Here is a 17,096-nt window from a genome sequence, read left to right as displayed (position 1 = left end):
GCCATGCGCATCGCCATTCGCCACACTTCGCGTTACGAGTATGACCAGCCGGTGCCGTACGCCCTGCAGCGGCTGCGCCTGCGTCCGCAGACGGGAGCCGGGCAGACGGTCGTCGACTGGCGTGTCACCGTCGACAATATCGAGCCGACCGTGACCTACACCGACGGCCTCGGCAACCGCGTCGATTTCGTGCGGCACAAACGCAATATGAGCGAGATCGTCATCGTTGCCGCGGGCACCGTCATCACCGAAGATCGCGCCGGTGTGCTCGGCATGCTCGACGGGATCGCTCCGCCGTGGATCTTCGAACGCGAGACATCGCTCACCCGCGCCGGCGAAGCCATCAAGGCGCTGGCCGAACCTTTACGCTCGGAAACGGCGCAACTGCAGGTTCTGCACGCTCTGATGGGTACCGTTCACGAGCGGATCGCCTACCGGCCAGGCACGACCGAAGTCAAAACCGATGCCGAAACGGCATTGCTGGCCGGACAGGGTGTCTGCCAGGACCATGCGCACGTCTTTATCGCCGTCGCGCGGCAGCTGCGCATGCCTGCTCGCTACGTGTCCGGTTATCTGCTGATGGACGGTGTCGACGAGCAGGCGGCGAGCCATGCGTGGGCGGAGGCTTATATCGACGGGCTCGGCTGGGTCGGCTTCGATGCAGCCAACAACCGCTGTCCCGATGACCACTACGTGCGCATCGCCACGGGCTTCGACTACGGCGATGCGATGCCGGTGTCAGGCATCCGCACGGGGCAGAGTAACGAGGCGCTGACCGTCGAGATCACGGTCCTGCCGGCGCAAGGGCAAAGCCAGAGTCAGAGTCAGGGGTAGCGGAGGGCGCGGCCAGCCCGGGGCTACCCCGCCCAGGGCTACGCGCCGCGACCCAACCAGCCCTCGTCCTCGCCCGCCTGCCCGGCTACAATTCTCCTCGACAGACGCCCGCCAGTCCCGGCGACCCTCGACAATGGAGATTCCATGCAATTCACCATCGGCCAGTTCGACACGCTTCATGCCAGATACCAATCGTATTTCTGCATGCTGCAACCGGGCCCGAGCCGGACGACGTCGGTGAGCGGTATCGAATGGAAGTGGTCGATTTTTCACGACGTCAATGGCACGCCGGACATGAGGGGTGCGGTCGCACAAGGCCGTGCCGATACCGCCGCGCTCGCACAGGATGCGATTAATGCGTGGCTCAGGGATCATCCGTCGGCATAGGCGCTAACCGGACAGCTTGCTTTATTCGATGCGATAATTCGTGTAAATAATTCCGGTTAATGAGTTGAAAATAAAAATTCGGTATTTTGTGGATGCCCGGACAAACTTAATGGCCGGAGCCGTTACTGAAATCCCGATTTGAGTTTTATTGAGAATATCGATTTTTCAAATGAATAATGAAAATGAAAGAAAATTTTCGGTAAATTGAAAGGAAACCGAGCACGGCCTGCCTCCTCAAGGGCCACGGCGTTGCGTTTCTCAAAACGAAAGATTCTGGAAGTTTGTTCACATAAAGCTCACCAATAGCAGGGCAGTTTGATTTTCTTTCGAAAACCAGACACTGCCCAATCTGCATATATTGGTTACTCTTTTAATGCCCGCATAATCCTTGACAAGGTCTTGGGGCACCGCCTATTTTTGCTGTGTCGCCGATTTCCGATGTCACTACTGCGGAAATCAGGACGGGGCTATAAGCATAATTCCAGCCAGCAGTTAGCAATACTCAGCGCATGTCATAGTCAGTTTTAATTCAGGCTCTTAAAAGAAGTTGAATCCCAACCGTCGTGTGCCCCGAGTGCAGCGCGAGTTGTCGGAGTTCCTGCGCGTCTCGCCGGCGCAAGCGGCCTTTGTGAAGCGGTATTGAAACCCACCCACCAAGGATAGAGATGAAGCCAGACAGGAGCTGTACCGGCAACAGCTACGGCCGCCACGGCCGGTTAGCCGGGCTAGGTGCCCTGACGCTAGGGCTCATGGTTCTCGCAGGATGCGGCGGAGGAGACAGCGGTTCATCCACCAGCGCAGCGAACCTCAAACAGGCTGCCAACGCACAGGCCAGCCCGGCACAGGACGCGAAAAGCGCGTCCGCCAATCAACCGTATGTCGATCCGGTGGCCTATTCGATGAATGCCGGCGACGGGCTCACCGCGTCGCAGGTCAGCGAAAAAGCCGCGATCATGCACTACCAGTGGAAGTCGGGCGGCACCACGGTCAACTATACGACTACCACGGGCCACCTGACCGCGATGGATTCGAAGGGCAACGCCGAAGCGTCGATGTCCTACGTCGCGTACACCGCACCGGGCACGAACGGCGCACCGCGACCGGTTACGTTCGTCTACAACGGCGGCCCGGGTTCGTCGTCGATCTGGCTGCGCCTCGGTTCGTTTGCACCGACGCGTGTCGCGACGCCCGATCCGCTGTTCGGCAACAACTGGCCGAACTACCCGCTCGTCGATAACAAGGAAAGCCTGATCGATACGACGGATCTGGTCTTCATCGATCCGCCGGGCACCGGGCTCTCCGAAGCGGTCCTGCCGAACACGAACAGCGTGTACTGGGGCAGCGACCCGGACGTCAACATCATGCGCGACTTCATCGAGCGTTATGTGGCCGTCAACAATCGCAGCAAGTCGCCGCTGTATCTGTACGGAGAGTCGTACGGCACGCCGCGTACCGACATGCTGGCGCTGGCGCTTGAATCGGCCGGCGTACACCTGACGGGGATCACGCTGCAGTCCGCGATCCTGAATTACTTCGCGGATGCGACAGAGGCCGTTGCGATCACGCAGTCGACAGAGGGCCTGCTGCTCGAGACGGATACCGTGGCGGGCTATCTGCCGGGGTATGCGGAGGTCGCGGCGTACTACAACCAGGCGTCGCCGGCGCCGATCAACCAGGGCCTGTACGCGCTGCAGATGGAGCTGTTCGCTACGCTCGCGTACAACCAGCTCCAGCAGTATTCGCAAGCGTGGGTGCTGAGCCAGCTGGGTATACCGGACGCACTGGGTACACCGGTCTTCCCCAGCAATGCAACGCTTCAGTCGTGGACGTGGCCAACGAGCCTGACGCTGCAGGCGCTGCAAGGCTACTTCAACGCGAATCCGTATTCGGCCAGCCTGCTGCCGGGAACGACAATCGGCCGGTATGACGGACGCGTGTCGTTGCCGAATTCGGATCCGCGGTTGCAGAGCGATGGCGACCCGTCGGACATCCTGATCTCGCAGCCGTTCACGAACGCACTCGCGACGCAGTTGCCGGACTATCTCGGCTACACGGCGCCGAATGCGACCTACGTGCCGTTGAACGACAACATCATCGGGGTGTGGGACTTCACCCACGATGGTCAGCCGATGCCCGATACGATCCCCGATCTGCTCGGTGCGCTGCAGCTCAATCCGCGTCTCGCGGTGTTCTCGGAAAACGGCTACCACGATCTGGCGACACCGTTCTTCAGCACCGAGAAGCAACTGGCGCGACTCCAGACCGTACCGGGTCTGAATCCGAAGATACAAGTCGGCTTCTTCCAGGGCGGACACATGATCTATCTGGATGACGTGGCGCGTCCGCAGATGAAGAGCGATCTCAAGACGTTCTACGCGAACCGGCGGATTCCGACTGCGCTGACGTTGCGCGAACTGCCGCCACCGTGGCAGGACGAGAACGCCGCGAGCGTGCCGACCGGTAGCATTCCGACCACCCAGGCGGCAGCGCCCTGATCGATGACGGGATACTCCTTCTTACAGGGAACTCTCTGTTCACCCATTCAATGCGAGTGATCATGTCTCTAACCAATCTATTGCGGCGTATTTCCCCGTTGATCGTACTCGGCGCGGCGATGAGCAGCGCCCATGCACTGCCGCCTCAAGCGGTGGCGCCTGTGACGCTGCCGCATGGCAGTCGAGGTGTCGACGGTCCGTTCTTTCCGCAGAACCGTGTGGCGGCGGTGCTGCCGTCCACCGGTACTACGCTGCAGCAACAGGCGCAGCAGCGCGTCGAAGCGCGACTCGGTGCTAACACCGTGCTCAGCAACGGCGCCTCGGTGACGAAGGCACAGGCGCAAAGCAGCGGCCTGGGTTACGTCTCCAAACACTTCGACGAAATCGACAGTGCCCATACCGGGCGCGTGTCGATGAGCGACGTGCGGACGTATATCCAGAAGCAACAACAGCTACAGCAGCAGTAAGGGCCTCGGACCCATTTATGGGCAGGCCATCGAACGAAACCGGAGTGTCCGCGTGGCACTCCGGTTTTGTTTTGTTGAGGGTTGTAAAAATGACAGCAGTTTGATTTTCTGCGGACTCGCTCGTTTTAATGCTGTGTTCTGCAGTTCAATCTGAATGTATCTCGGCGGGTTTCTCGGTTTTAGTGCAGGCTGGTGCATTTATTGTGTGTAGGTGACATTATTCAATCCAACAGGAAAAATAACTCGCGCTACCTTATGTATTAAGTAGTCGAGAGGATGCGTATTCTCATGGAGCCTTATTAGCCAATCTGATTAACGGGAAAATAACAGAGCCAAGTCGAAACTTTCAGAAAGCCAACATTAGTGATTATTCAATCCAACAGGAAAAATAACTCGCGCTACCTTATGTATTAAGTAGTCGAGAGGATGCGTATTCTCATGGAGCCTTATTAGCCAATCTGATTAACGGGAAAATAACAGAGCCAAGTCGAAACTTTCAGAAAGCCAACATTAGTGCCGCATCAAACCACGCCAGCGCTAAGGATGAGGGTTTTCACTCCTCCGGCAGGGAAATTTTGGTGAGTTTTTTTATGCTAGCTTCGCGATACGTCGGAGCAACAGGATTTTTTTCAAAGTTCATGAGGCGCCCGGCACTGCCTTGGTGATTATTTTTTACGTCCTCATAATCCTTGACAGAGCCTCTGCGGACCACTTATTTTTGCGATGCCGCCGATATGTTCATATCGGCTAAATGGAAATGAAGGCAGCGGAGTGCACACCACTTTAGCTGTCCGGCTGCATTGTTAAATGCGTAGAAGAAATATCTTTAAATCTGGATCTGCAAAAGAAATTTAATCCCGACCGCTGCAGGCCCGCGAGTGTCGCGCGGGTTACCCGCGCCCCGATGCATCACGCCCCGGCTGCGGCGGCCTTTGTGAAACGGTAGCGAAACCCACCACCAAGGATTGAGATGAAACCAGACAGAAGCTGTACTGGCAGCGAGCCTCGCCAGCAGGGCCGGTTCGCCGCACTAGGTGCGATTGCGATCGGCGTCATGGTCCTCGCGGGATGCGGCGGAAGCGATGGCGGTTCGTCATCGAGCGGCGCCGCGAGCCTGAAGCAGACCGCCAACGCGCAGGCCAGCCCGCCGACGGGCAACCAGCCCTACGTCGACCCGGTCGCCTATTCGATGAACGCCGGCGACGGGCTCGCCGCATCGCAGGTGGCCGAAAAAGCGGCCGTGATGAACTACACGTGGACTTCCGGCAGCACCACGGTCAACTACACGACGACCACGGGTCACTTGACCGCGGCGGACTCGAAGGGCAACCCCGAAGCGTCGATGTCGTACGTCGCGTACACCGCGCCGAGCACGAACGGCGCACCGCGACCCGTTACGTTCGTCTATAACGGCGGCCCGGGTTCGTCGTCGATCTGGCTGCGTCTCGGTTCGTTTGCGCCGACGCGTGTCGCGACGCCCGACCCGCTGTTCGGCAACAACTGGCCGAACTACCCGATCGTCAACAACACCGAAAGCCTGATCGACACGACCGACCTGGTCTTCATCGACCCACCGGGAACAGGCCTCTCCGAAGCCGTGCTACCGAACACGAACCAGACGTTCTGGGGTTCCGATCCGGACGTCAACGTGATCCGCGACTTCATCGAGCGCTATATCGCGGTCAACAGTCGCAGCAAGTCGCCGCTGTATCTGTACGGGGAATCGTACGGCACGCCGCGTACCGATATGCTGGCGCTCGCGCTCGAATCGGCTGGCGTACACCTGACGGGGATTACGTTGCAGTCCGCGATCCTGAATTATTTCGCGGATGCGACAGAGGCCGTGGCGATCACGAATTCGCAGGCGGGTCTGCAACTCGCGACCGATACCGTGGAAGGTTACCTGCCCGGTTTCGCGGAGGTGGCGGCGTACTACAACCTCGTATCGCCGGCACCGGCCAGTCAGGCGGCTCTGGCGGCGCAGGTCGAGCAATTCGGTACGGGACAGTACAACCACTTCGGGCAGTACGCGGCGACGTGGGCACTGAGCCAGGACGGCGCTCCTGGGTTCTTTGGTACGCCGGTGTACCCGGCAGCCCGCACGCTGCAGTCGTGGGTCATTCCGTCGAGCCTGACACTGCAGGCGCTGCAAGGCTTCTTCAACTCGAGTCCGCTCGAAACCGCCCTGATTCCGGGTACGACGATCGGCGGGTATGACGGACGCGTGTCGTTGCCGAACTCGGACCCGCGGCTGCAGAGCGACGGCGATCCGTCGGACATCCTGCTCACGCAGCCGTTCGTCAACGCACTCGCGACGCAGTTGCCGAACTACCTCGGCTACACGGCGCCGAACTCGGCGTACGTGCCGCTGAACGACAACATCATCAATGTGTGGGATTTCTCGCACGATGGTCAGCCGATGCCGGACACGATCCCCGATCTGCTGGGCGCACTGCAACTGAACCCGCGGCTCGAGGTGTTCTCGGAAAACGGTTACCACGACCTGGTGACGCCGTTCTTCAATACCGAGAAGCAACTGGCGCGGCTCCAGACAGTGGTCGGTCTCAATCCGAACCTGCAGGTCAGCTTCTTCCAGGGTGGCCACATGATTTATCTGGACGACGTGGCGCGCCCGCAGATGAAAGCGGATCTCGCGCTCTTCTATGGCGCGAGAGCGATCCCCGGTGCACTGACGCTGACGACACTGCCGCTGGCATGGCGTGACGAGGCTGCGCCCGGAACACCGACCGGCAGCACGCCGACCGCCACGGCAACGGCCCCCTGAGCGATGGACGGGAACGCTCTGTTCACCTATTCAATGCGAGTGATCATGTCTCCAATCAAATTGATGCGACGTATTTCCCCGTTGATCGTACTCGGTGCCGCGATGAGCAGCGCCCACGCTCTGCCGCCCCAAGCGGTGGCGCCTGTGACGCTGCCTCATGGCAGCCGGGGTGTCGACGGTCCGTTCTTTCCGCAGAATCGTGTGGCGGCGGTGCTGCCGTCCACCGGTACCACGTTGCAGCAGCAGGCGCAGCAGCGCGTCGAAGCACGACTCGGTGCCAACACCGTGCTGAGCAACGGTGCGTCGGTGACGAAGGCGCAGGCGCAAAGCAGCGGTCTGGGCTACGTCTCCAAACACTTCGACGAAATCGACAGTGCCCATACCGGGCGTGTGTCGATGGCCGATGTGCGGACGTATATCCAGAAGCAACAGCAGTTGCAGCAGCAATAGCGGGCAGGCCGACGCGGGTTCTCGAAGCGCACCCGGCCGCGACCGGGTTGCGTACGAAGTAAGCGAAACCGGAGTGTCGGCACGACACTCCGGTTTTGTCATGTCTGCCGCATCGCGTAAAATTTGCGCTTCGACTCGACGACCCGACTGTTCATGCCCATGCCCCAGGACAAGCCCGGCCCGAAGGAAAGCGAAGGCGTCGCGGTGCTCGACCGGGCCTGCTCGATCCTGTTCGCATTCGGTCCCGACGATGCACCGCTCACGCTCGCCGAACTGGCGGCGCGTACCGGCCTCTACAAAAGCACGCTGCTGCGTCTTGCCGGCTCGCTGATCCAGCATCGGTTGCTGCTGCGTCTCGACGACGGTCGCTATCAGCTCGGGCCCGCTACGTTCATGCTTGGCGCGCTGTACCAGCGCAGTCTGAAGCTCGGCGATATTCTCGTGCCGCTGATGCAGGAGCTTGCGCAGGCGAGCGGCGAGAGCGTGTCGTTCTACGTGCGCGATGAGGCGGTGCGGGTGTGTCTGCATCGCGTCGACTCGACGCATGCGGTGCGTTTTCATGTGCGCGAAGGCGACGTGCTGCCGCTGGAAACCGGATCGGGTGGGCGTGCGTTGCTTGCGTTCGGTGGAGCGGTGGGTGAGCCGTACGAGCAGATTCGGGAGGATTTTTACTGCGTCTCGGTGGGTGAGCGCGATCGCGAAACGGCCGGCATGTCGGCGCCGGTGTTCGGTGTACGCGATGCGCTGCGCGGCGTGCTCACGCTCGCAGGACCCGCTTCGCGGATCGACAGCGCGTTCATCGAGAGCAACCTCGGTGCGCTGTTCGACTGCGCTTCGCGCGCAACCGATGCGCTCGGCGGCGATTCGCGCGGGCTGCGCACTGCGTGGCGCCGCGTGCTCGATCGTCAGTCCAGGTGACGCTCGGGCTGCCCGGTATAGCGATAGGCCATCTGGCGCGGCATCGGCCCTTTGTTGCGCTCGTTGCGCGCGCGTTGTTCCCATGCGTGCGCGAGAATGCCGACCGCCCGCGACAGACAGAACACACCGCGCGCGAGTTCCGGCGCAAAGCCGAGTTCAGCGTAAATCACCGCAGTAGCGCCGTCGATATTCATCGGCACCGGCTTGTTCTTGCGCCGCTGCAATAGCGCTTCGATGCCGCGTGCTATCGCTGCGTATTCCCCGGACACCGTGCCGTTTGCCACCGCCGCATCGACGAGAGCGAGCAGTTTCACGGCGCGTGGATCGACGGGATGAAAGCGATGCCCGAAGCCCGGTAGATATTTGCCGTGAGCGGCAATGAAGGCATCGACGGCCTGTTCGACTGCAGTGTCGAGCGCTACACCCTGCGCGGTGCGGTCGCGCACTGTCTCATAGAGTTCAACCGCCTGCTGGCCAGCGCCGCCGTGCACGTCGTCGAGCGCATTGATGGCGGAGGCCAGCGCGCCGTTCAACGGCAAACCGCAACTCGTGGCCATCCGCGAGATCGCAATCGACGGCGCGTGCGGTCCATGATCGACCGAGGCCACGAGCGCGGCTTCAAAGAGTTGCGCCTTCGGCGCGTCGGGCAACTCGCCGCGCAGCATCAACCAGATCATCTGCGGAAAACTGACCGCGCCGATCAACTCCTGGATCGGGAAGCCGCGCACATTGATCGAGCCCGGATGGATGTCGATGATCGACGTGCTCCAGTAGTCGGCGGCGAGGGCGGCCGTATCGAGCGGTTGTGTCATGGTCAGATCACTCCTTCGGCATGCAGCGCATCGATTTGCGATTCGTCGTAGCCGAGCGCGCTCAAATGGGTTTTTGTATGCGCGGAAAGTGCCGGCGCTGCGGTGGAGGGCGCAGCATCCGCATCGGACAGAAGGAACCCCGCGCGTGTGACGCGCTGGGTTGCGCCGCCTCGCTCGTCGGGCAGTTCGCGCACGAAATGGCGCGACGCCAGATGCGGATGCGCGAGAATTTCCGGCACCGACAGCACACGCCCCGCGGGCACGCCGGCCGCGATCAGTTTCGTTTCCCAGTTTGCCGCGCTGTCGGCGGCAAGCGCGGCTTCGAGTTCCGCCTTAAGCGCCGCGCGGTTCACCTTGCGGGCGTTGCGTTCGGAGAAGCGTGCGTCGCCGGGCAGGTCGGCGCGCCCAAGCAGGGCACACAGACTGACGAACTGTTTCGTTTCGTTGGCTGCGATGTTGAGCAGGCCGTCGCCGGTCTTGAACGTACCCGATGGCGCAGCAGTGAAATTCTCGTTGCCCATTGGCGTCGGGACGACTCCGGCGTTCAGGTAGTTCGACACGACCCAGCCCATCGTCGCGAGCGTCGCTTCGAGCATCGATACGTCGAGCATCCGGCCGCGTCCGCTCGCGCGCGCTTCGACGAGCGCGCCGCAGATGGCCAGCGCCGCTGTCAAACCGCCCACGGTATCGGAAACCGGATAGCCGACTCGCAGCGGGGCGCTGTCGGCGTCGCCGGTCACGCTCATCACACCGGCGATACCTTGAATGATCTGGTCGTAGGCAGGCCGCGACGACAACTCGCCGTCCTGTCCGAAGCCGGAGATCGCGCAATAGACCAGCCGCGGATTCACTTCACTGAGCGCCGCATGATCGAGCCCAAGCCGCGCCATCACACCCGGCCGGAAATTTTCCACCAGCACGTCGGCGGTTTTCACGAGATCGAGCAGGATCGCCTTGCCGCGCGGATCTTTCAGATTCAGCGTCACCGACTGCTTGCCTGCATTCACCGCGACAAACGACGTGCCCATATTACGCGCCGACGCATCCTTGTCGGCGCCGAGCCGCCGCGCGAGATCGCCGCCGTCCGGATGCTCGATCTTGATGACTTCGGCGCCGAGCAGCGCCAGCTGATACGCACAGAACGGGCCGGCCAGGACATTCGATAGATCGAGTACCCGGATGCCGGTCAACGGAAGCGTCATGTCACACCTTGTAGTTCAATTGCGGAGTGTCCGCGGGTTCCGCAGGTCAATGCGAGATTTCGTCGAGGCTCAACTGATTGGTGCGCGGCCCGAACAGCCCGATCGATACCATCACCATCACCATCGACGCGCTGATCAACGCAAACACGCCGGTCGTTTCGAAGTGGCGCAGCGCGAACGCGATCATGAAGCCGGAGAACATCGCGGAGAGCCGCGACATCGAATAGACGAAGCCGACCGCGCGGGCCCGGATGCGCGTCGGGAACAGTTCGGTCTGGTACGCGTGGTAGCCGACCGACAGCAGCGTGCCCGACAACGTGATCAGTACACCGAGCACCATCAGCATGGCGGGCGAGGTCTGCGTGGCGAACAGACTGCCGAACACAGCGATGCCGAGCGCCGACAGCACGATCAACGTCTTGCGTTCGATGCGATCGGCGATCGCCATGCCGAGTAGCGGGCCGAACGGGTTCGAGATCGCGATCACGAACGAGTACAGCAGGCTGTGCGTGATCGTCACGCCCTTCGCGACGAGCAGGGTGGGGACCCACGACGCGAAACCGTAGAAGCCGATCGCCTGGAACAGGTTGAAGATCAGCATCGTGATTGCGCGGCGGCGATAGGGCGGTTGCCAGATCTCGCGAAACGACGCTTTAGTGGTGGCCGGTTCGACGGCCGCGACGGGCGGTGGCAGCGGCTTGCCGTATTGCGCGGCGACCCTGGCTTCGATCGTCGCGAGCACTGCAGACGCCTCCGCCGTGCGACCCTGTTGCGCGAGCCAGCGCGGGCTTTCCGGCAGACGCCGGCGAATCGCCCAGACGACGATCGCGCCGAGCGCCCCTATGATCACGACCCAGCGCCAGCCGTCGAGACCGAAGGGCGCCTGCGGCACCAGCCACCACGCGAGAAACGCCACCGACGGCACCGCGCTGTACTGCACCAGATGCACGAACGCAAATGCGCGGCCGCGCAGATGCTTCGGCATCAACTCGCTGACGTAGGTATCGATCGTGACCAGTTCGACGCCGACACCGATACCGGCGATCAACCGCCACAGGTTGATCATCGGTGCGGTGGTCTGGAACGCCATAATCAACGTGGCGATCGAGTACCACAGCAGCGACACCGTGAAGATGTTCTTGCGGCCGAAGCGGTCCGCCGTGCCGGCCACGACGAAGGTGCCGATAAAGAGCCCCGCAAACGAAGCCGCGACGAACGCGCCGAGCCCCGAGAAACCAAAGAACGATGCCGTCGTCGTCGCATAGAGGCTGCTCTTGACGAGCCCGGGGCCGACATACGCTGTGAAAAACAGGTCGTAGAACTCGAACCAGCCGCCGATCGACAGCAGGAACACGAGCATCCAGACGGTCCGGGTCGCGGGCAGGCGGTCGATGCGCGCATTGATCCCGGGCCCGGCCGCGGCGTTGCCGGGTTGCAGCGTGGACGATGGATCGGGCGCGTCGAACGGCAGGCTTGCCATGGAAATCCTCCGGGTCTCGTTTATCGAACGTCGTTCTGTCTAATAGAACGATGTTCTGTTTGTAGATCGTGCGAGATTAGAGAGGAACGTCGACAGCGGGAATTGGGGTTTCGCCTGAGTCAGTCGTCTTCGTCGAGCCGGTAACCGTGCGTGTAGATCGTGCGCAGGCGCAGGCCATTCACCGGATCGGCGAAGAGCTTCTGACGAATCCGGTAGATATGGGTATCGATGGTTCTCGACGTGCTGTCGATCTCGCGTCCCCACGCGAGTTTCGCGAGCAGATCGCGAGATATGACCCGGCCGGTATTGCGCAGCAGGAACGCGGCGACGTCGAATTCCCTGCCGGTCAGCTCGATCCGTTTGCCGTGCAGCGAGATGCAACGGTGACCCGAGTCCAGGATGTAATTCCCGACGCACAGGACATCCGCGGATTTGATGCTTCGCTGGTGACGACGTAAGAGCGCTTCGACCCGGGCTGTCAGTTCATCGAGGCGAAACGGCTTGGCGATGTAGTCGTCGGCCCCGGCGCGCAGGGCGCGCACGATGTCGACTTCGAGGACGCGGCTGGTCAGAAACAGCACCACCGGCCGATCCCCCAGGTTCACGCGCACCCATTGCAACAACTCGAAGCCATCGATGCCGGGCAATTGCCAGTCGATGATGATGAGATCCGCAAGATGCGTTTTTAGAAACGCTACGGCTTTCTGACCGTCGTTCACGTGATGGATCGGACCTTCGAGCGAACGCATCGCTCGCATCGCCGCTTCGGCATGAGCCGGATCATCTTCAACTAATAAGATGTGCATGATGTTGATCGAATATTTTTGTGGTGTGCACGAAACTCCGGCGATCGACACAGTGAGTTCCGAACGGAACATGTGGGTATATCGTCGCCTCCCCATCGCAGTGAGTAACATGAGTTCACACTATCTTCTTATTGGATTTGTCACGTTTTGTGAATCGTGAATCGTATACGTTTAGTTATCTTGAATTAGTAACTTGATGTTGTTTATCTGTAGAAAATTTTGAGCCGCTCACTCAGATTTATTCGGAGATAGTGGGTGGATGAAATCAGGACACCAGGCGGGCGCGCGATAATTTTTCGCGATTTCGTCTTGATCTGGAGCGCGATCGGGCTGAAAGTGAAAAGCCATCGGAGGAGTGCAACATCATGCGGAAAATAACCACGCGCCCCGTTAGCGGTACGGCGACCTCCCTGACGCTATGTATTGCCGCCGCAATCTGGACGACATCGGCAGATGCGGCTTCATTCGATTGCAAACGTGCCGCCACGCCGGTCGAGCAGGCCATCTGCGCCGATTCTGCGCTGGGCGATGTCGACAGCCAACTTGCTGAGATCTATAAGGACACGCAGGTCGCGTTGCCGGACGCTCAGGCGTCTGAGATCGCACGCATTATCGTGTTGACCTGGGCCAACGAGAGACTAGGGTTTCCTGGGGACGCGGGCGGTGAATGACCGCGTCGTGACCTCTGCTTGTTGCCCGGTTATTGCCCGCTTATTGCCCATTGAGCACCGCACTGACGGCAGCATCCGCCTGCTGCATCGCTGCGTCGTCGACCACCGGCGAGCTGCCCGCGCGCGGTCGCGCTGCCGCAGTCGCGATGTTGCCGTTGCGGTCGTGGGTATCGATCGACACATTCATCGACACACCGAGCGGCAACGGATGCACCGCCGTTTCGGCCGGATCGAGCGAGATCGTCACCGGCAGCCGTTGAACCACCTTGATCCAGTTGCCGGCTGCGTTCTGCGGCGGCAGCATCGAGAACACGCTACCGGTGCCCGGCGCGAGCCCGTCGACCCGTCCATGAAAGACCACGTCCGAGCCGTACAGATCGGCGGTCATCTCCACCGGTTGACCGATGCGTACGTGGCGGATCTGCGCTTCCTTGAAATTGGCCTCGATCCACAATTGCGAGGGCGGCACGACTGCCATCAGTTGCGCGCCCGAGGCAACGGGCTGGCCGATCTGCACCGAGCGCTGCGTGACGCAGCCGGCGACCGGTGCCGCGATCGTCGTGTGTGCGAGGTTCACATAGGCGAGCCGGAACTGCTGCGCAGCGTCGGCGACGGCGGGGCTGGCTTCGGCGCCCGGCGCGGCGCTGCCCTGATTATTTCCACCACCCGCCAATGCACGCCCCGCAGCCAGCTGGTTTTGTGCAGCGGCAAGATTGGCCTGTGCCAGCGACACATTGGCCTGAGCTTTCGCAAACTCCTCGCCCGACACGATATCCGCCGGCGCATTCGAGCGCGCCTTCAGCGCCTGCTTCGCAAGATCGAGATCGACCGTGCGCGCGCGCACCGCATCCTCGTTCATCGCATTCGTGAACCCGCTTTGACGGTTTTGCCGCACGGCCTGCACGAGATTGGCCCGGGCACGTTCGAGCGCGATCTGCGCATCGGTCGGGTCGAGCCGCACAAGCGTCTGTCCGGCCTTCACGCATTCGGTGTCGATCACCGCGACGTCGCGCACGACGCCTGGCGCACGCGCGGCAATCCGCACGATATTGCCCGTCACGTACGCGTTGTCGGTGCTTTCGTCATAGCGGGCCCAGACCAGCCAGTCGATGCCGGCGGCGAGCGCCGCAAGCAGCACGAAGGCCCCGAGCACCGCGAACATCGCGTTGCGTCGGCGGACCTTGCGCGGGTCGCGGACCACTGGAACAACGTCCGCTTCGACCAGATTGTCTCTATGCATTCCCGTGGTTCTCTTTGATGTCGTAGTCGAAGCCGCCGCCCAGTGCGCGGATCAAGGCGATTTTCGCGTCACGCCGTTGCGCGCGCAAGGAAACGAGTTGAATCTGGTCATCGGCGAGCGAGATGCGTGCCGACAGCAGCGTTTCTTCGGGCAGGAGACCGCGCTTGTGCCGCTCGTCGGAGATCCAGACGATGCGGTTGCGCGCGGCGACTACCTGCTCCTGCTCGGCGATCTGCGCGTCGGCGCCGCGCAGCGTGGCGATCGAACGCGCGACCTCGCCGAGTGCCGTATTCAACGCCTGATTGTAGAGCGCGATCATCGTATCGGCGTTCGCCTGTTCGCCATGCAGCTGCGCCCGCAGACGCGGCCGTTCGAAGATCGGCAGCGACACGGCCGGCCCGATCGCGAACAGCGCCGACGAACTGGAAAACAGCGAACCGATATTGAGCGTCGACAGGCCGGCCGTGGCAAGCAGGTCGATGTTCGGATAGAACTGCGCACGGGCGGCGTCGATCCGGCCTTCTGCCGAATCGACGCGCAACCGCGCAGCCACGATATCGGGTCGCCGGCCGAGCAGTTGCAGCGGCAGGTTCGCGGGCAACGGCAGCACTGTCTCGCTGGAGGTTGCCAGCTTCGGACGCGCCAGCGCGAGGCCGCGTTCCGGACCGTTGCCGGTCAGTATGCCGATCTGCAGACGGGTTTGCGTGATCGTGTCTTCGGCCTGTTGTAGCTGCAAACCGAGTTTGATGAGACGAATATGTGCGTCCTGCGCGTCGTAGCCCGTGTCGAGACCGCGGTTCATGCGCGTTTGCATGATCGTGTCGCGGCGCTGTTCGTCTTGCTGCTTCTGCGCGACGAGGTCGCGCAGCGCGTAGTCGGCATCGAGCTGGCCGTATAGCGTGACGACGGAGGTGACCAGCGACAGACGTGCCTGCTGCGCGTCGACCCGCGAGGCATCGCGTGCCGAGACGAGCGAGCGCGTCGCCGCGCGATTGCGGCCCCACAGGTCCAGGTCGTAGTGCGCCACGCCCGTCACGCTCGCCGGTGAAACCCACGGGTCGGTGAACAGGTTGATTGGGACGCTGTTGCCGGCGATATCCACGTTAGTGGCGCCGTCGACCTTCGGCAGACGAGCCTTGAGCGCCGATGCCGTCGCCGTCGCCGAGAGTCCCGAGGTCGAGCCGAACGTCTCGAGCTGAGCCTGAGCGCTGGCGACCCGAGAATTCGCGACATCGATGTCAGGGCTGTTCGCAACCGTTTCGTTGACGAGCGCGACCAGTTGCGGGTCACCGAGTGCGGCGATCCAGTCCGCAGACGGCCACGCCTGCGCAGCCGGTGTCACGGTGCCGAGCGTTTTCGCGAGTGCGTCTGCGGCCGGCGCGCGCATCGTGACCGCATGGCGCGCGGTGCCGTCGTCGACGCACGCGGTGAGCATGAGTGCAAGCACGATCGATGCGAGCGCCGTGCATGCAACGGGTAGGTTCGGGGCGCGCAGTTTCATCGGCGGGACCGTCCGAAGCGGGCGGCAAGACGCGGTCGCGCCTGATCGAGCGGACCGAGCCTTCCGCGCACACCGTCGACAATGCCGCAACCGATGCCCAGCAGTTTCGTCAGCTTGTCCTGCTCGAACAGGGTCACCTGCACGACCTGCCACAGCGTAATCAGATTCGGCACGATGGCGACCGGAAACGAGCGCAGGTATTGCCGACATAGATACATCGCGTTGCGCGCCATGTAGTAGCGGCGAAACGCGGGATGGTTCATCGACGTGACGTGCCAGAACGCGAACCGATGCGTGCGTTTTTCGCCGATCCGGTGGCGCAGCACGAGGTTCGGATCGAGATAGAACGGCACGCCGCGCTTCAACGCGCGCAATGAATACTCGGTGTCGACGTGATCGATGAAGAGCGCTTCGGTGAACGCGCCGAGCTGTTCGTACGCGAGCCGCGAGATCACCGCCCCCGACGACAGCAGAAACGAACAGCGTTGCAGCGGGCCGTCGTCCTGCACGTCGAGCGTGCGGACCGTAAAGCCATTGCTGTACATCTGCGGCAAAAAGCGCTCGGCGTTCTCGTCGTAGATTTGCGGTCCGATCGCAAATGCCTGCGTGCCGAGCCGCGCACACGATGCCTGCATGATCGCGAAGAAATCGTCGCTGGCGCGCGAGTCCTGATCGAATAGCGCGACTGCCGTCGCCCCCTGCGCGAAGAGTCGCGCAAGCCCGCGGTTATAGGCGCCGGCGATGCCGCCGTGGTTCGCGTTGTGCAGATAGTCGATGCCGACGCTGTTCAGCATCACGGGAATTTCGGGGCGCGCATCGGGCGAATTGTCTACCGCGAGCAGCGACGCGCAATGCGCGCGCAGCCCGGCAACGTGTAGCAGTTGCTGATCGGTCGGGCGGTACAGCACGACGAGTGCGCCGAGCGTGCTCGCATCGACGTCATGATCGAGCGATGGTGTAGCCACCTGGGTATCCGTATGACTGGAGCGCCGTTGCATGGGGCTGCCGGTCAATGTGTCCTGGTACGGGATCGGAGTGAGCTTCATGT

Annotated in this window: 15 protein-coding genes; 8 read left to right on the top strand and 7 right to left on the bottom strand. The window is 61.9% G+C overall.

Going from position 1 to position 17,096, the window contains the following annotated elements; all coding sequences use genetic code 11:
• Positions 1-3 precede the first annotated feature (3 nt).
• The 7 genes from FNZ07_RS11905 (at position 4) to FNZ07_RS11875 (ending at position 8,336) form a co-directional block, all read left to right on the top strand.
• Positions 4-834: a transglutaminase family protein gene (locus FNZ07_RS11905; protein ID WP_091006543.1), complete on the top strand. Its 831-nt coding sequence runs from the start codon at positions 4-6 to the stop codon at positions 832-834.
• Between the two features lie 144 nt (positions 835-978).
• On the top strand, positions 979-1,221 hold the full coding sequence (locus FNZ07_RS11900) for a hypothetical protein (protein WP_091006542.1): 243 nt from the start codon (positions 979-981) through the stop codon (positions 1,219-1,221).
• A 665-nt stretch (positions 1,222-1,886) separates the two neighbouring features.
• Positions 1,887-3,716 (top strand): S10 family serine carboxypeptidase-like protein, encoded by a 1,830-nt coding sequence (locus FNZ07_RS11895; RefSeq protein ID WP_091006540.1) that lies wholly within the window; start codon positions 1,887-1,889, stop codon positions 3,714-3,716.
• 62 nt (positions 3,717-3,778) lie between these two features.
• Entirely contained in the window at positions 3,779-4,183 is a 405-nt protein-coding gene (locus FNZ07_RS11890; protein WP_245811293.1) for a 2-oxoglutarate dehydrogenase, read from the top strand.
• A 970-nt stretch (positions 4,184-5,153) separates the two neighbouring features.
• Positions 5,154-6,968 carry a S10 family serine carboxypeptidase-like protein gene (locus FNZ07_RS11885; RefSeq protein ID WP_091006539.1) on the top strand — a complete coding sequence of 605 codons (1,815 nt, stop codon included), beginning with the start codon at positions 5,154-5,156 and terminating at the stop codon, positions 6,966-6,968.
• 45 nt (positions 6,969-7,013) lie between these two features.
• Complete coding sequence (locus FNZ07_RS11880) at positions 7,014-7,418, top strand: 2-oxoglutarate dehydrogenase (RefSeq protein WP_245811292.1); 405 nt, start codon at positions 7,014-7,016, stop codon at positions 7,416-7,418.
• Positions 7,419-7,571: 153 nt separating this feature from the next.
• Complete coding sequence (locus FNZ07_RS11875) at positions 7,572-8,336, top strand: IclR family transcriptional regulator (protein WP_091008701.1); 765 nt, start codon at positions 7,572-7,574, stop codon at positions 8,334-8,336.
• Here FNZ07_RS11875 and FNZ07_RS11870 read toward each other — a convergent pair.
• The 4 genes from FNZ07_RS11870 to FNZ07_RS11855 form a co-directional block, all read right to left on the bottom strand.
• Entirely contained in the window at positions 8,324-9,148 is an 825-nt protein-coding gene (locus FNZ07_RS11870) for a citryl-CoA lyase (RefSeq protein ID WP_091006537.1), read from the bottom strand. The genes FNZ07_RS11875 and FNZ07_RS11870 overlap by 13 nt on opposite strands.
• 2 nt (positions 9,149-9,150) lie before the next feature.
• On the bottom strand, positions 9,151-10,350 hold the full coding sequence (locus tag FNZ07_RS11865) for a CaiB/BaiF CoA transferase family protein (protein ID WP_091006536.1): 1,200 nt from the start codon (positions 10,348-10,350) through the stop codon (positions 9,151-9,153).
• Positions 10,351-10,396: 46 nt separating this feature from the next.
• The gene (locus FNZ07_RS11860; protein ID WP_091006534.1) at positions 10,397-11,830 is read right to left on the bottom strand and encodes an MFS transporter; all 1,434 of its coding nucleotides are present in this window, start codon (positions 11,828-11,830) and stop codon (positions 10,397-10,399) included.
• Positions 11,831-11,949: 119 nt separating this feature from the next.
• Positions 11,950-12,636: a response regulator transcription factor gene (locus tag FNZ07_RS11855; RefSeq protein WP_091008698.1), complete on the bottom strand. Its 687-nt coding sequence runs from the start codon at positions 12,634-12,636 to the stop codon at positions 11,950-11,952.
• Positions 12,637-13,001: 365 nt separating this feature from the next.
• Between FNZ07_RS11855 and FNZ07_RS11850 the strand changes: the two genes are divergently transcribed.
• Positions 13,002-13,307, top strand: a complete 306-nt coding sequence (locus FNZ07_RS11850) for a lysozyme inhibitor LprI family protein (protein WP_091006532.1) — start codon at positions 13,002-13,004, stop codon at positions 13,305-13,307.
• A gap of 40 nt (positions 13,308-13,347) precedes the next feature.
• Here the strand turns inward: FNZ07_RS11850 and FNZ07_RS11845 are convergent, their stop codons facing one another.
• The 3 genes from FNZ07_RS11845 to FNZ07_RS11835 are packed head-to-tail and all read right to left on the bottom strand — an operon-like array spanning position 13,348 to position 17,094.
• Positions 13,348-14,547: an HlyD family efflux transporter periplasmic adaptor subunit gene (locus FNZ07_RS11845; RefSeq protein WP_091006531.1), complete on the bottom strand. Its 1,200-nt coding sequence runs from the start codon at positions 14,545-14,547 to the stop codon at positions 13,348-13,350.
• A complete protein-coding gene (locus FNZ07_RS11840; RefSeq protein WP_091006529.1) occupies positions 14,540-16,048 on the bottom strand; it encodes an efflux transporter outer membrane subunit in 1,509 nt (502 codons plus the stop codon). The genes FNZ07_RS11845 and FNZ07_RS11840 overlap by 8 nt, the downstream gene beginning before the upstream one ends.
• Positions 16,045-17,094 carry a glycosyltransferase family 2 protein gene (locus FNZ07_RS11835; RefSeq protein WP_245811291.1) on the bottom strand — a complete coding sequence of 350 codons (1,050 nt, stop codon included), beginning with the start codon at positions 17,092-17,094 and terminating at the stop codon, positions 16,045-16,047. The genes FNZ07_RS11840 and FNZ07_RS11835 overlap by 4 nt, the downstream gene beginning before the upstream one ends.
• Positions 17,095-17,096: the final 2 nt, after the last annotated feature.

It is taken from the genome of Paraburkholderia megapolitana, from assembly GCF_007556815.1.
Lineage (GTDB): Bacteria > Pseudomonadota > Gammaproteobacteria > Burkholderiales > Burkholderiaceae > Paraburkholderia > Paraburkholderia megapolitana.
This window is presented reverse-complemented; position numbering and strand designations above follow the sequence as displayed.